At 73.7% G+C, this 13,037-nt stretch carries 11 protein-coding genes; 7 read left to right on the top strand and 4 right to left on the bottom strand.

The window, feature by feature from the left end; all coding sequences use genetic code 11:
• From SZN_RS30495 to SZN_RS30470, 6 genes are all read left to right on the top strand, one after another.
• Positions 1–1,695: YfjP family GTPase (locus SZN_RS30495; RefSeq protein WP_007502549.1), on the top strand; the 1,695-nt coding region annotated here is incomplete at its 5' end.
• 431 nt (positions 1,696–2,126) lie between these two features.
• The gene (locus SZN_RS30490) at positions 2,127–2,591 is read left to right on the top strand and encodes a single-stranded DNA-binding protein (protein WP_007502548.1); all 465 of its coding nucleotides are present in this window, start codon (positions 2,127–2,129) and stop codon (positions 2,589–2,591) included.
• 261 nt (positions 2,592–2,852) lie between these two features.
• Positions 2,853–4,271: a Cys-Gln thioester bond-forming surface protein gene (locus tag SZN_RS30485; RefSeq protein WP_007502547.1), complete on the top strand. Its 1,419-nt coding sequence runs from the start codon at positions 2,853–2,855 to the stop codon at positions 4,269–4,271.
• A 196-nt stretch (positions 4,272–4,467) separates the two neighbouring features.
• Positions 4,468–6,132: an energy-dependent translational throttle protein EttA gene (gene ettA / locus SZN_RS30480; RefSeq protein WP_007502545.1), complete on the top strand. Its 1,665-nt coding sequence runs from the start codon at positions 4,468–4,470 to the stop codon at positions 6,130–6,132.
• Positions 6,133–6,138: 6 nt separating this feature from the next.
• The gene (locus tag SZN_RS30475) at positions 6,139–6,564 is read left to right on the top strand and encodes an acyl-CoA thioesterase (RefSeq protein ID WP_007502543.1); all 426 of its coding nucleotides are present in this window, start codon (positions 6,139–6,141) and stop codon (positions 6,562–6,564) included.
• Complete coding sequence (locus SZN_RS30470; RefSeq protein ID WP_007502542.1) at positions 6,561–7,250, top strand: DUF8010 domain-containing protein; 690 nt, start codon at positions 6,561–6,563, stop codon at positions 7,248–7,250. The genes SZN_RS30475 and SZN_RS30470 overlap by 4 nt, the downstream gene beginning before the upstream one ends.
• A gap of 83 nt (positions 7,251–7,333) precedes the next feature.
• Here the strand turns inward: SZN_RS30470 and SZN_RS30465 are convergent, their stop codons facing one another.
• Positions 7,334–7,747 (bottom strand): globin, encoded by a 414-nt coding sequence (locus SZN_RS30465; protein WP_007502540.1) that lies wholly within the window; start codon positions 7,745–7,747, stop codon positions 7,334–7,336.
• A gap of 143 nt (positions 7,748–7,890) precedes the next feature.
• Between SZN_RS30465 and SZN_RS30460 the strand changes: the two genes are divergently transcribed.
• Positions 7,891–8,973, top strand: a complete 1,083-nt coding sequence (locus tag SZN_RS30460; protein ID WP_007502538.1) for a methyltransferase domain-containing protein — start codon at positions 7,891–7,893, stop codon at positions 8,971–8,973.
• Positions 8,974–9,150: 177 nt separating this feature from the next.
• On the opposite strand, the gene SZN_RS30455 is transcribed toward SZN_RS30460, so the two are convergent.
• The 3 genes from SZN_RS30455 to SZN_RS30445 all read right to left on the bottom strand — a co-directional run.
• On the bottom strand, positions 9,151–10,413 hold the full coding sequence (locus SZN_RS30455) for an FHA domain-containing protein (protein WP_043733996.1): 1,263 nt from the start codon (positions 10,411–10,413) through the stop codon (positions 9,151–9,153).
• 92 nt (positions 10,414–10,505) lie between these two features.
• On the bottom strand, positions 10,506–11,852 hold the full coding sequence (locus tag SZN_RS30450; RefSeq protein ID WP_007502533.1) for a vWA domain-containing protein: 1,347 nt from the start codon (positions 11,850–11,852) through the stop codon (positions 10,506–10,508).
• 96 nt (positions 11,853–11,948) lie between these two features.
• Positions 11,949–13,037: PP2C family protein-serine/threonine phosphatase (locus SZN_RS30445; RefSeq protein ID WP_007502531.1), on the bottom strand; the 1,089-nt coding region annotated here is incomplete at its 5' end.

Below are 13,037 nucleotides of genomic sequence, written 5' to 3'. Positions count from 1 at the left end.
TGGGGCGACGGGCTGATCGCCCGGCGCGTGAACGAGACCGCCGCCGCCGAGCAGCCCGCCGTGGTGGAGCCCCGGACGTCCGGGCCGCAGGCGGTGACACCGCTCGCCTACGACGGATCGCTGCGCTCCCGGCTCGACGCGCTGCGCGAACTCGTGGGGTTCTCGCGCACCCGGCTCGACAACAGGACGCTCGCCGAGGCGGGCCGGGTGCTCGACGAGGCGGCGTCGCGGCGCAGGCTCTCCGGTCGGCACACCGTCGTCGCCCTCGCGGGCGCGACCGGCAGCGGCAAGTCGCAGCTGTTCAACGCGCTCGCCGGGGTGACGATCTCCGAGACCGGCGTACGGCGGCCGACGACCTCCTCACCGCTCGCGTGCAGCTGGAGCGACGGCGCCGCCGGACTCATCGACCGGCTCGGCATCCCGCCCCGGCTGCGGCGGCGCCCGGCGCAGAACGCGTCCGCCGACGGCCAGTTGAACGGACTCGTGCTGGTGGACCTGCCGGACCACGACTCGGCGGCCGTGCAGCACCGCGAGCAGGTCGACCGGGTGCTGGGGCTCGTCGACGCCGTCATCTGGGTCGTCGACCCCGAGAAGTACGCCGACGCCGTGCTGCACGAGCGCTATCTGCGGCCCATGGCGGGCCACGCCGAGATCATGTTCGTCGTCCTCAACCAGACCGACCGGCTCCCCGGGGAGGCCACCGACCAGGTCCTCGACGATCTGCGCCGACTGCTCGACGAGGACGGCATCGCACTCGGCGAGCACGGTGAGCCCGGTGCCGTGGTGCTGGCGCTGTCCGCGCTCACCGGGGACGGCGTCGGCGAACTGCGCGAGGCGCTGGGGCAGTTCGTCACGGAGCGCGGGGCTGCGGCGCGGCGGATCTCCGCCGACGTCGACGCGGCCGGATGGCGGCTGCGGCCGCTGTACGCGGCGAGCAGGCGGACCGGGCTGAGCGAGGAGGCGCGCGACGAGTTCTCCGCCCGGCTCGCCGACGCGATCGGCGCGACCGCGGCGGGCGAGGCCGCCGAGCGGGCCTGGCTGCGCAACGCCAACCGCGCGTGCGGCACGCCCTGGCTGCGGCTGTGGCGCTGGTACCAGGACCGCGGCGAGCCGCCGACCGGACGGCTGTCCCCGCGGAGCCAGACGGACGAGGAGGCCACCGCGCGCCAGCGCGTGGAGCAGGCCGTGCGGACGGTCTCCGACCAGGCGTCGGCCGGGCTGCCCGCGCCCTGGGCGCAGGCGGTGCGCGAGGCGGCCGTACGGGGTGCCCAGGGCCTGCCGGAGGCGCTGGACGACCTCGCGGCACGCGCCGGACTGCCGCCCGGACGGCCCCCGCGGCCGGGCTGGTGGCCCGCCGCCGTCCTGGTGCAGGCGTCCATGACGATCCTCCAGGTGATCGGCGGACTCTGGCTGGCGGGGCAGATCATCGGCACCATGTCCCCCAACCTCGGCGTGCCCGTGCTGCTGATGGTCGCCGGGATCATCGGCGGCCCGCTGGTCGAGTGGGGCTGCCGGATGGCGGCACGGGGGCCCGCGCGGCGGTACGGGCAGGAGGCGGAACGGCGGCTCAGGGAAGCGGCGGCCGGGTGCGGTCGGGCCCGGGTGCTGGATCCCGTGGCGGCGGAACTGCTGCGCTACCGCGAGGTCCGGGAGCAGTACGGGCGGGTGATGGGGGTGGGGACCCCGGCGCGCTGAGACGCGCCGGGGGCGGTGCTCTTCGCCCCGGTGGTGTGTGCCGGCCGGGACGGACCGGTCGCTGTGAACGGGCAGAGTGCTCGGCACGGGGCCGGTCGCTCGGGGCGGGGCCGGTCGCTGGGAGCGGGGGGCGGTCGCTCGGGGCGGGGTCGGTCGCTGAGGGCGGGGTCGGTCGCTCGTGCCGGGGGTGGCTCGCTCGTTCGGGTGACGGAGATATCCACAGGCGGCCGGTGGTCCACAGGGCTCAGCGGGCCCGGCCCGACGGAGGCAGTCTGGCGGTGCGGCGATCGCGACGGACGCGGTCGGCCCGCGGGGCGGCGGTGCACCCGGGACACCGGGCTGTACGGCCGCCAGGTCGGACGCAGCCGTACGGGACGGGCCCGTGGGCGTATCCGCCCGGCGTGAACGGCCGGGTACGGGAGGGGATTTCGATGAACGAGACGATCATCTGCGCGGTGGGCAACGTGGCGACGCAGCCGGTGTACCGGGAGCTGCCCGCCGGGCCGTCGGCGCGGTTCCGGCTGGCGGTGACCTCGCGCTACCTGGACCGGGGAAAGAACGAGTGGACCGACGGCCACACCAACTTCTTCACGGTGTGGGCCAACCGCCAGCTCGCCACCAACGCCGCCGCCTCGCTCAACGTGGGCGACCCCGTCGTGGTGCAGGGCAGGCTGAAGGTGCGCGCGGAGGTACGGGAAGGGCAGAGCCGCACCTTCGCGGACATCGACGCCTCCGCGATCGGCCACGACCTCGCGCGCGGCACCTCGGCGTTCCGGCGGGCGGCACGACCGGAGACGGCCGCCGCCGGCGCTCCCGCGCGGCCCGAGCCCGACTGGGAGACACCGCTCGCGGGAGCCGAGCCCCAACAGGCAGTGGAAACACTGCCCGTGACGTGACGTCAGTCACGCGGGCCGGTTGGCCGAAGTGCGGCTTATCGGTGAATGCGCACCGAACCACCCCGGTGGATTTGTCGATAAGCCCTGCGGGCTGCGGATCTTGGCGATAACGATTCCGAGTCGGATCCGGCCCCGTACGGGATCACCGGCAAGCGTGCCGCGCGCGCTCCTTAGGATGCCGGGCATGGCTCTCGGGGCTTCTGATTCTGCTGGTGGGACCCGTCCCCCCACGTCAACGAGTCCTGCTCGAAGGGGAATTTAGTGTTTGCTGCGTTCTCCGCGCTGTCGGTGCGCGGGCGAGGGGCGACCCGCTTCGCCACCGCGACCCTGGTGTCCGGGCTGGCGGCCGCGTCCGTGGCGTTCGGCGCCGGTACGGCCGCTGCCGACGGCGAGGCGTGGAACCAGGGCGGGGCGAGCGCCACGCTGGGCGGCCTGAAGACCTACGGTGCCGCGGTCGTCCGCGCCGACTCCGGTGACCAGCAGATCTCGGCCGGCCTGTTCGAGATGTCCGTCGACGGCGGCGGCACCCTTCAGACGTACTGCGTCGACGTCCACAACCCCACGCAGCGTGACGCCCGCTACCGCGAGACCCCCTGGAGCGCCACCTCGCTGGGCGCCAACAAGGACGCCGGCAAGATCCGCTGGATCCTCCAGAACTCCTACCCGCAGGTGAACGACCTCGCCGCGCTCGCTCGGCGGGCAGGCGTCAAGGGCGGCCTGACCGAGCAGGACGCGGCGGCCGGCACCCAGGTGGCCATCTGGCGCTACTCGGACGAGGTGACCGTCGACGCCGTCGACCCGCAGGCCGAGCAGCTCGCGGACTACCTGGCGAAGAGCGCGCGGAACCTGCCCGAGCCGCAGCCCTCGCTGCGGCTCGACCCGCCCGCGGTCTCCGGCACCCCCGGCGGACGGCTGGGGCCGGTGACCGTGCGCACGAACGCCGCCGGCGCCACGGTGACCCCACCCGCGGACGCGGTCACCAGCGGGGTGCGGATCGTGGACAGGGACGGCAAGGCCGTCACGTCCGCGGTGAACGGCAGCCGCGTGTACTTCGAGGTGCCCGAGGGCGCGGCGGCGGGCCAGGCCGCGCTGACCGTGCAGGCGTCCACGACGGTGCCGGTGGGCCGTGCCTTCGCCTCCGAGAGCCGGAGCCAGACGCAGATCCTGGCCGGTTCCAGCGAGTCGACGGTGTCCGCGAAGGCGAGCGCGACCTGGGCGAAGACCGGTGCGATACCGGCGCTGTCGGCGACGGAGAACTGCGACAAGGGCGGCGTCGACATCACGGCCGCCAACGCGGGCACCGCGCCCTTCGGCTTCGGGCTGCTCGGCATCCGCTACAGCATCGCGGCGGGGGAGTCCCGCACGGTGACGGTCCCCTTGCAGGAGGACCAGGCGTACGACTTCACGATCCAGGGGCCGGGCGGCTTCGAGAAGCGCTTCACGGGCGTCCTGGACTGCATGACGAGGTCGGGTGAGGCCGAGGCGGTCGGCAGCGCCACCCAGACCCTCGGCGAGCCGAGCCCCGCGACGGTCGGGCCGGCGGCCGACGACACGAACCTCGCCGCGACCGGCGGATCGAGCGTGACCCCCCTGATCGCGGGCACGGCCATCGGCCTGGTGGCGATCGGCGGCACGGTTCTGATCATCACGCGCAGGAAGGAAGCGGCACTCCGCGACTGACGCCGCCGCCACCGCCCCCATCAGCCCCTCGCCACCGCCCGCGAGTGACGGAAAGTGACTGAAGTGTCGCGTGCGGTCACCCTGGAAGCCGTAGCCGCGGGAGCCGGACCTTACGCGTTTTCGCGCAAGGGTGGCGGTACGGCAAGATGGGGTGTATCTGCCCACTGCCAGATTTCAAGCTGCCGGACGGTTTCTCTTGGCTGAGTTCATTTACACCATGCGCAAGGCGCGCAAGGCGCACGGCGACAAGGTGATCCTCGACGACGTCACCCTGAACTTCCTTCCGGGTGCCAAGATCGGCGTCGTCGGCCCGAACGGCGCCGGCAAGTCGACCATTCTGAAGATCATGGCGGGGCTTGAGCAGCCGTCGAACGGCGACGCGTACCTGTCGCCCGGGTACACCGTCGGCATCCTCATGCAGGAGCCGAAGCTCAACGAGGAGAAGACCGTCCTGGAGAACGTCCAGGAGGGGGTCGCCGAGGTCAAGGGCAAGCTCGACCGGTTCAACGAGATCGCCGAGCTGATGGCGACCGACTACTCCGACGCGCTGCTCGACGAGATGGGCAAGCTCCAGGAGGACCTCGACCACGCCAACGCCTGGGACCTCGACGCCCAGCTGGAGCAGGCCATGGACGCCCTGGGCTGCCCGCCCGGCGACTGGTCCGTCAACAACCTCTCCGGTGGCGAGAAGCGCCGCGTCGCGCTCTGCAAGCTGCTCCTGGAGGCGCCCGACCTGCTCCTCCTCGACGAGCCCACCAACCACCTCGACGCCGAGTCGGTGAACTGGCTGGAGCAGCACCTCGCCAAGTACGAGGGCACCATCGTGGCCGTCACCCACGACCGGTACTTCCTGGACAACGTGGCCGGCTGGATCTGCGAGGTGGACCGCGGCCGGCTGCACGGCTACGAGGGCAACTACTCCAAGTACCTGGAGACCAAGGCGTCCCGCCTCAAGGTCGAGGGACAGAAGGACGCCAAGCGGGAGAAGCGGCTCAGGGAAGAGCTGGAGTGGGTGCGGTCGAACGCCAAGGGGCGCCAGGCCAAGTCCAAGGCGCGCCTCGCCCGGTACGAGGAGATGGCCGCCGAGGCGGAGAAGATGCGCAAGCTGGACTTCGAGGAGATCCAGATCCCGCCGGGCCCGCGGCTCGGCAGCATCGTCGTCGAGGTCAACAACCTCAGCAAGGGCTTCGGCGAGAAGCTGCTCATCGACGACCTGAGCTTCACGCTGCCGCGCAACGGCATCGTCGGCGTCATCGGCCCGAACGGCGCCGGCAAGACCACGCTGTTCAAGATGATCCAGGGCCTGGAGACCCCCGACTCCGGGAACATCAAGGTCGGCGAGACCGTCAAGATCTCCTACGTCGACCAGAGCCGCGAGAACATCGACCCGAAGAAGACCCTGTGGGCCGTGGTCTCCGACGAGCTCGACTACATCAACGTCGGCCAGGTCGAGATGCCCTCGCGGGCGTACGTCTCGGCCTTCGGTTTCAAGGGCCCCGACCAGCAGAAGCCGGCCGGGGTGCTCTCCGGCGGTGAGCGCAACCGCCTCAACCTCGCGCTGACCCTCAAGCAGGGCGGCAACCTGCTCCTCCTCGACGAGCCGACCAACGACCTCGACGTCGAGACGCTCTCCAGCCTGGAGAACGCGCTGCTGGAGTTCCCCGGCTGCGCCGTGGTCGTCTCCCACGACCGGTGGTTCCTCGACCGGGTCGCCACGCACATCCTCGCCTACGAGGGCGACTCCAAGTGGTTCTGGTTCGAGGGCAACTTCGAGTCGTACGAGAAGAACAAGATCGACCGGCTCGGTGCGGACGCCGCCCGTCCGCACCGCGCCACCTACAAGAAGCTGACCCGGGGCTGATCGACCTTGCGGCACATCTACCGCTGCCCGCTGCGCTGGGCGGACATGGACGCGTACGGGCACGTCAACAACGTGGTCTTCCTGCGGTACCTGGAGGAAGCCCGTATCGACTTCCTGTTCCGTCCGGAGAAGGACTTCCAGCAGGGATCCGTGGTGGCGCGCCACGAGATCGACTACAAGCGCCAGCTCGTCCACCGGCACCACCCGGTGGAGATCGAGCTGTGGGTCAGTGAGATCAGGGCCGCCTCCTTCACCCTCGCCTACGAGGTGAAGGACGACGACCTGGTCTACGTCCGGGCGTCCACGGTGGTCGTGCCGTTCGACTTCGAGGCGGAGCGGCCGCGCCGGATCACCGCGGAGGAGAAGGAGTTCCTGCGCTCCTACATGGACGACCGGCCCGGGACCGAAGAGGAGGAGGCCGTCGCCGCATGACGGTGCTCCACCTCGCCGACGAGCGGGAGGCGGCGGATCTCGCGGCCTTCCTCTCCCGGCTGCTGCACTACGACCGCGGGGCCGCGGTCCGGCTCCAGGCGGCCGGCACCGCGCTCGCCGTCTTCGGCCGCCCGCCCTCCTTCGAGGTGCTGGCGATCCGCGCGGTGCGCCTCGCCAAGCCGTACGAGAACGGCCTCGACGTCCTGCTGGACGTGACCGTCTCGGCCGGTGAACTCCTGGAGACCGTCGAGGAGAAGGCGGCCACCGCCGCCGTCCCGGCCGCGGTCACCGGCCCGCCCTGGGCCGGTGTGCTCCCGCCGCGCGGCGGCTGGCGGCGCGAGACGGGACTGCCCGCCCCGGACGGCCTGCTGGCCGTGGTCGGCGCGGCGGTCGGTGAATTCCGCTCCCGCACCGAGGAGTTGGCGCCCGAGCACCGCACCCGGGCCGAACTCGACCGGATCGGGCGGGAGATCTGGTCCCGCACGGTCGGCGGGACCCGCCTTCCGGTGCGGGCCGTGCACGCGGCCCAGTCGCTGGGCTTCCTGCGGACGCGCGCGGGCGGGCCCGACGGGGCGGCGCCGCTCGGTCTCTTCTCGTCGGGCGCCTGGCTGCGGCTCGGCACCCCCTACGGGTCCGTCGCCGTGCGCAGGGCCGGCCTCGGGGCGCTGGACGTCAGCGTCCGCTGAGGCGCGCGGCCCCGGCACACGGCCGGGGCCCGGCCGTCCTCAGCCGGCCGTCCTCTCAGCCGACCGTCCTCAGCCGACCGCGCTCAGCCGGCCGTGTTCACCATGGACGCCGCGGCGTACGTCAGGTAGTTCCACAGGGTCCGCTCGTGCTCCTCGGAGAGGCCGAGCTCGTCGACGGCGTCCCGCATGTGCTTCAGCCAGGCGTCGTGGGCCGCGCGGTCGACGGCGAAGGGCGCGTGGCGCATCCGCAGCCGCGGATGGCCGCGGTTCTCGCCGTAGGTGGTCGGGCCGCCCCAGTACTGGATCAGGAAGAGGGTCAGCCGCTCCTCGGCCGGGCCGAGGTCCTCCTCGGGGTACATGGGCCGCAGCAGCGGGTCCTCGGCGACACCCTCGTAGAAGCGGTGGACGAGACGGCGGAAGGTCTCCTCCCCGCCGACCTGCTCGTAGAAGGTCTGCTCCTGCAGCGTGCCGCGCCGAATCTCATTCACACCGTCCATGGTCTCAGACGCGGGGACGGAGGACTCAAGGCTTAGGACCAGCCGTTCCGCCCGCGCGGGCGGGGCGCCGCGGACCGTCCGCGCGGGGGCGACCGGTCCGCCGGGCGCTCGCCTCCGGCCGCCGTACGCAGCACAGTGGACCCATGGGCGCGCACGCCCTCGGCGAGGGCAGGGACAGAGACCGGCACCGGGACCGGGACCGGGACCGGGACACGGACGATGCGCTGGAGGCCGTCGCCGCCGCCGCGCGGGCCGAGCTGGTCGGTGAGATCGAACGCGGCGGGGCCTGGGCCGCCGACCCCGTCTGGCGCACCGCCTTCGCCGAGGTTCCCCGGCACCTGTTCGTGCCGTACTACTACGTCGGCGCCACCGGAGGATACGAGCGGCGCTGGTGCGGCAGCCCCGAGCGGGCCGCCCGCGAGCGCTGGGCGCGCGGGGCGTACGCCGATGTCCCGCTGGCCACCCGGCTGCGCGACGGCGCGCTGCTCTCCTCCAGCAGCCAGCCCTCCCTGATGGCGATGATGCTGGTCGCGCTGGAGGTGGCGGACGGCGACCGGGTGCTGGAGATCGGCGCGGGCACCGGCTACAACGCCGCCCTCCTCGCGCACCGGCTCGGCGACGACGCACTCGTCACCACCGTCGATCTGGAACCGGAGATCACCGAGGCGGCCCGCCGGCACCTGGCGGCGGCCGGACACCGCCCCGGCGTCGTCACCGGGGACGGGGCTCGCGGAGTCCCCGAGCGCGCCCCCTACGACCGGATCATCGCGACCTGCGCCCTGCCCAGCGTGCCGCGCGCCTGGCTCGCCCAGTGCCGCCCCGGCGGGCGCGTCCTCGCCCCGCTGGCCAACGGACTGCTCGCCCTGACCGTGCGGGACGCCGAGCACGCCGAGGGGCGCTTCCTGCCCACCCCCGCGTACTTCGTACCGCTGCGCGGCGCGTCGGGCGCCGCCGCGCGCAGCGAGCCCGTCGCCGACGTGCCGCGGTCGGTCGCCGGGCACGACCTGTTCCGCTTCCTGCTGGACCTGACCGGGGACGGCCTCGATCCGCGGGAGGCGTACACGCTGTGGGAGCGGGAGGAGCGCCCGCGGCGGGAGCGGTACGGGATCACCGTGCGCGGCCCGCGCGCGTGGGCCTGGCTGGACGATCCCGAGGGCCCGTACACGTGGCCGCTGCCCGGCGGACAGTGCCGGGCAGCGGGCACCAGCGGCCCGTCGCAGCCCTAGGAGACCGCCGAAGATCCTGCTCCGGCCGCCCGACTCGCCCCGGACAGCCGATACATGTCGATCGCCGTCAACCAGGGCGAGCCGGGCGCCGTTTCAGGATCTTCAGGACGTTTCCAGTGCTGAGGCCGGGAGGGTTTGCCGGAGGCCGCGAGCCGGTGAACCCTCTCGGTCACCGCACTAGCCGCGTCGGATCGTGATCGTCGTCCACGCGCCGACGTGCACGCGGTCGCCGTCCTGGAGCGGTACCGGCACGAACGGCTGGATCGGGTCCTCGGCGCCGTTGACCGTCGTGCCGTTGGTCGAGTTCTGGTCGACGACGGCCCAGGTGCCGTCCGGCTGCTGGACCAGGACCGCGTGCTGGTGCGAGACGCCCGGGTCCTCCGGCGGCACCGACAGGTCGATGTCGGGGGTGTCGCCGGTGGAGTGGCGGCGGCGGCCGATGGTGAGCTGGTTGCCGGTGAGCGTGCGCTGCTGCTCGGGCGAGTACGCGGGCAGGTTCAGCCCGGCGGCCTCGGGGCCGGAGCGGTGCATCATCGCCATGAAGTACTCGCGGTCCGGGCCGATCGTCGCCGTCCACGTCGCCGGGCGCTGGGGGTAGCCGGAGCCGGGCTGCGGCGGGACCTGGGTGGCACCGGTCTGCGGATAGCCGTAGCCGCCGTGGCCGGGGCCACCGGGGCCGCCCTGCGCGCCGGACGGCGGCGGGGGGATCACCCAGTCGTCGTCACCGCCGCCGAAGGCCGGGCCGCCCTGCGCGGGGCGGTGCGGGTCCTGCGGGAAGCCGGGCCGGACCGGCGGGGCCGCGGGGCCCGGTCCGGCCGGCTGGAAGGCCGACGGGGCGCCGCCCTGCGTGGGACCGGGCGGCGGGGCCTGCCGGGACGGGGCGCTCCCGAAGGCGGAGGGCGCGCCGGGGCCCGGACCGAAACCGCCGGAACCGGGGCCGCCGGGTCCGCCGGAGCCGCCCGGACCGTGCGGCTCGGAGCCGAACGGCGGGATCGGTTCCGCCGGGCGGTTCACCTGGGAGGGACGCGAGCCCTGGTAGTCGTAGGCGTCACCGCCGCCACCCCCGAACGACGGCGGGGGCCCCGACTGCTGCTGGAAGTGCGAGGGCAGGCCGGGGCCGCCGGGCGCGGGCGGGCGCGGGGCGGCGGGGGTGTACGAGGTCGCCGTGTTGGTCAGGAAGTTCCACCGGCACTCCTCGCAGAAGGGCGCGCCGCCCTCGCGGGGCGTGCGGCACTGCGGGCAGAGCTCCGGCTCGGGCCCGCCGCCCATGGGCGGGCGGCCGCCCTGCGGGGCCGGGTTCCGGCCACCGGGCGGCGGGAAGCCGTAGCCGCCGGGCGGGGGTGGGGGAGGGGGCGGAGGTACGGCACCGGCCATGCGGTGACCGCAGACCTCGCACCAGTCGTCGGAACCCGACTGGTGTCCGTTCGGGCAGGTCGGCATGTCGGCGCTTCCCCCTCTCTTTTCCGGTCGCGGGCGACCGGATTCCTCCCACCCCGAGGGGCCGGGCTCGTTCTTTTCCGGGTCCTGCTGAGTCACTTCTTCACGCGAACGGTCTTTGTCGACCGGGTTTCGAGAGTCATCTCGTCGGCCTCCGCAACCTTCGCCTTCAGTCGCACAGTACCCGCCGCGGCGTCGACCACGTCCACCACCTTCGCAAGGAGTTTCGCCGTATCGGCGTTTCCGGAGGCTCCGGCGAGCTGAACGGCGCGGCCCAGTTTGGCCGTTGCTCCATCCATATCGCCCGCTTTGCGAAGGTCGAGACCCTGTTGGATGACCTGTGCCAGTTCGGCCTGGCCGGTGTAGTGGGCGACCTGCGGGTTGATCGACGTCGAGGCCGCCATGTCGTCGGTCCACACGGCCCTCACGAGACCCTGCGCGCCCAAGGGGTGCGCGGTGCCGTCGGGTTGGGGGACGACCAGGGAGACCCGCGCGGCCAGCATCTCCTGGCCGATCCCGGCGACCGGGACCCGCACGCAGACGTGGTAGTCGCGGGACTCGTCGCCCCAGGAGCCGGTGGGGTAGTCCCCGGCGCGCGGGCCGGCCTCGCTGCGCCGCTCGGTCAACTCCTCGACGGCCGGAGCGACTTGCTTGACGAAGGCGATGGCGGTGCCCACCGGCGTCCACACCCGCAGGGCCACGTCCGCGACCTCCTTGCCCATCGCGTCCGCCATCATCCGCGTGAAGTCGGCTGCCAGGGCGGAGGGGTCGGCGACGATGTCGGCGCTGCCGAGCAGGGCGGAGGCGATCCCTGTGACTTCTTTCACCTCCCAGTCGGTGCCCACGCCGCGGGCGTCACAGGTGAACCGGCCGGCGCAGGCGCCGAGCGTGGCCGCGAGGTCGTGCGCCGGCTCGTGTTCGTTGCGGCCGTCGGTGAGCAGGATGCCGTGCCGGATGGCGACGTCGGCCGGTGCCAGCAGCCGGTCGGCCAGGCGCAGCCAGGTGCCGATCGCGGTGCCGCCGCCCGCGGTGAGCCGCCGCAGGGCGTGCTTGGCCTGCTCGCGGGTGGTCGCGTCGGCCACGGCCAGCCGGCCGCCGCCGGGATAGACCTCCTTGGCCACGTGCGTGCCGCCGACCACCGCGAAGTGCACGCCGTCGCGCAGGGTGTCGATCGCGGCGGCCGTGGCGTCCCGGGCGTTGCGCATCTTGGTCGGCGGGTAGTCCATCGAACCCGAGCAGTCGACCATGAGGACCACGGCCGCGGACGGCCCGGCCGACGGCGAGTAGAGGTGGGGGGCGCCGACCGCGCCCCCGACCGTCCCGCCGCCGGTCGCGGTCACCGTGACGATCGCGTTGACCTCGCCGCCGCCCTCGGGCAGGTACTCGTTCTGGTAGACGTCCACCGAGAACCGCGGCACGTTCGATTTCGAGAAGTCGGCCATACGTACTCAAATCCCCCTAGTGACCCCGTGAGGGGGTCATGGCTGCGGACGGACCGGTCCCCTCCGGTCCGCTGAGGCCGTCCCCGCCGCAGGGCCTCAGGCCGATCCTGCCCCCGCAGGCGGCGCGGGGAACGGCAGGACGGCCACTGTTACGTTGTCGTGGCCCCCGCCGTCCAGCGCGTGGCCGAGGAGCACCCGGGCCGCGTGCAGGGGACGCGCCCCGGCGTCCAGGGGCAGCACCTCGGCCATGTGCCCGGCCGCCTCCGCGTAGTTCCACAGCCCGTCGGTGCACACGATCACCACACCCGGGCGGTCGGGCTTGAAGGAGGCGGTGTGCGGCTCCAGTTCGTAGGCGTCCGCGCCGAGCCAGCCCGTGATGGCGTGGGCGCGCTCGTCGGCGTACGCCTCGGCCTCGTTCATCAGGCCGGCGGCGACCATCTGCGCCGCCCAGGAGTCGTCCTCGGTGAGGCGGGCCGCGGGTGTGCCGCGGTCGGCCGGCACCCAGTAGACCCGGCTGTCGCCGACCCAGCCCACGACCAGCAGCTCCGCTGTCACCACGGAGCCGACGAACGTGCAGGCGGGGGCGTTCTGATGGGGGCCCTGCCCGCGGGCCGTGGCCGGCTCGGCGGCGAGCGCGTTGACCGCCTCGGAGGCGGCGACGATCGCCTCGTGCATCGCCTGCTGCGGATGCGTGCCGCGCGGCAGCGCCGCCAGCAGCGCCTGGCTCGCGGCCCGGGACGCGGCCGCCGAGGCGTCGTCGGGGCGGGTCGCCGAGGAGACGCCGTCGCAGACGACGGCCGTGACGGCGGGCCTGCCGTCGGGGAGCGTCGCACAGGCGACCGCGAACGCGTCCTCGTTGCGGTGGTGGCGCAGCCCGCGGTCGCTGACCGCCGCGGCCGGGCCGGCCTCCTGCTCCATGTGGTCGCGCTCGCGGGGCTGTGCGTGGCCGCAGTTCTCGCAGTAGCCGTCGTGATCGACGCGGCCCGCGCGGCACGCCACGCACATCCTCGCGGCCTCGGGCATCCGCGTGCCCTCGGGCGGGGTCGGCGGCTCGGAGGCGACACGCGGGTCCGGCGCCTGCAACGGGTACTCCTCGGGCTGCGGCGAGCGGTCGAAGCGGACCCCGGTCGCGGGGGAGGCCGGGGGGTCCGCCGGGGCGTCGTGCGCGCTCCACGGGCCGCCCGG

It is taken from the genome of Streptomyces zinciresistens K42 (genome assembly GCF_000225525.1).
Lineage (GTDB): Bacteria > Actinomycetota > Actinomycetes > Streptomycetales > Streptomycetaceae > Streptomyces > Streptomyces zinciresistens.
This window is presented reverse-complemented; position numbering and strand designations above follow the sequence as displayed.

What these genes read in the sequence shown, in the direction of transcription:
- SZN_RS30455 (WP_043733996.1), bottom strand. Translation starts at nt 10,413, where the DNA reads ATGCCGACCTGCCCGAACGGACACCAGTCGGGTTCCGACGACTGGTGC.
- SZN_RS30470 (WP_007502542.1), top strand. Translation starts at nt 6,561, where the DNA reads ATGACGGTGCTCCACCTCGCCGACGAGCGGGAGGCGGCGGATCTCGCG.
- SZN_RS30465 (WP_007502540.1), bottom strand. Translation starts at nt 7,747, where the DNA reads ATGGACGGTGTGAATGAGATTCGGCGCGGCACGCTGCAGGAGCAGACC.
- SZN_RS30490 (WP_007502548.1), top strand. Translation starts at nt 2,127, where the DNA reads ATGAACGAGACGATCATCTGCGCGGTGGGCAACGTGGCGACGCAGCCG.
- SZN_RS30460 (WP_007502538.1), top strand. Translation starts at nt 7,891, where the DNA reads ATGGGCGCGCACGCCCTCGGCGAGGGCAGGGACAGAGACCGGCACCGG.
- SZN_RS30450 (WP_007502533.1), bottom strand. Translation starts at nt 11,852, where the DNA reads ATGGCCGACTTCTCGAAATCGAACGTGCCGCGGTTCTCGGTGGACGTC.